The organism is Peribacillus sp. NPDC058002 (assembly GCF_042886655.1).
In the GTDB taxonomy this organism is placed as follows: domain Bacteria; phylum Bacillota; class Bacilli; order Bacillales; family DSM-1321; genus Peribacillus; species Peribacillus aracenensis.
This window is the reverse complement of record NZ_JBHVQU010000524.1, coordinates 1-1,216: the sequence shown is the minus strand read 5'-3', so window position 1 is coordinate 1,216 and position 1,216 is coordinate 1. Positions and strand designations below refer to the sequence as shown.

Below are 1,216 nucleotides of genomic sequence, written 5' to 3'. Positions count from 1 at the left end.
GAATGTAGCTTTTCAATAATGTTTGCAACTTTATAAAAAAGTTGAACCGTTATTAATAAAGTTTGCTTAAAATGAATGCTTTGGTTTTTTTGTAAGCCGTAAAACGCTGATTCACACGATATGTTTGATCAAACATAGTTTTACTTTATAACAAAAATTATACGCAGATGTAATGGAAAAGAGTCTTAGTGGTTGAAGAATCCATAGGTATTAATAAAAATTCCATTTATACAATATAATTTTTCTCCCGAATACTTTTTTGATGAGTTTCTTCTTTTAGTAAGTAGTACTAATTTTAAACTACTTTCGTATTGCTTCATTTTGCTACATAAAAAAGTTCAAATTCTGACATGCTTAAATAAGATTGGCCAAGAATTATCACCCTTTATTTCTTCTTTCCGCTAGGAATATCTTATAGTAAAATTTCCCGTTCCTTGCTTACCCAATGATTCTCAACCGGGTCAGAAAGGTAGTAGCAGTAAAAATGCATATTATAAAATGCACAAAATTAGAATTATTTATAAAGATTTAAAGATCATCTAAATCATCTTCATCTATTCTTGGAAGTTCTGGTTCGATACCTTGGAAAATCATTTTCAATTCACTTTCTAATGAATCTAAGTGTTCTGTCATGATTTTCTCTGCATATTCAGCATCTTGATCTTTAATTGCTTTAAAGATTGAAAAATGTTGGGCATAAATTGCCTTATCCATTCCACTGTATTGACCTAATTTTTCTCTTGTGATAAATAAGACCTCTCTAAATAAATCGGATGCCGCTTCCATCATTATTGAGAGAACCTTATTTTGACTGGACTTTACTATATAAGAATGAAATTTATGATCTGCAGCTACACTCTTCTGAAAATCATTTTCAATGAATGCCTTTTTCATTTCTTCTAATATTTCAGATATGATCGCCAGGTCATTACTTGTTCTCCGGATTGATGCTAATTTTATTGCTTGAACCTCAATGATTTTCCTAGTTTCTAACAAATCAAATATAGTGACACTATCCAAAGCCATTGTATAGGATAGGGTATGATATATCCCTTTCAACTCAGGTTCCTTAATAAAGGTACCACCAGCCTTCACTTCAACCATGCCAAGCATTTCTAATGACTTTAAAGCTTCTCTTATTACTGTCCGGCTAACCTTTAACTGTGTAGACAATTCGCGTTCAGATAGCAATCTATCTCCTGGTGATAACCCACCT

At 31.7% G+C, this 1,216-nt stretch carries 1 protein-coding gene; it reads right to left on the bottom strand.

All coding sequences use genetic code 11. The features are described from left to right. Positions 1-528: 528 nt before the first annotated feature. On the bottom strand, positions 529-1,216 hold a 688-nt coding region (locus ACFVSH_RS26840; RefSeq protein ID WP_387708872.1), incomplete at its 5' end, for a FadR/GntR family transcriptional regulator.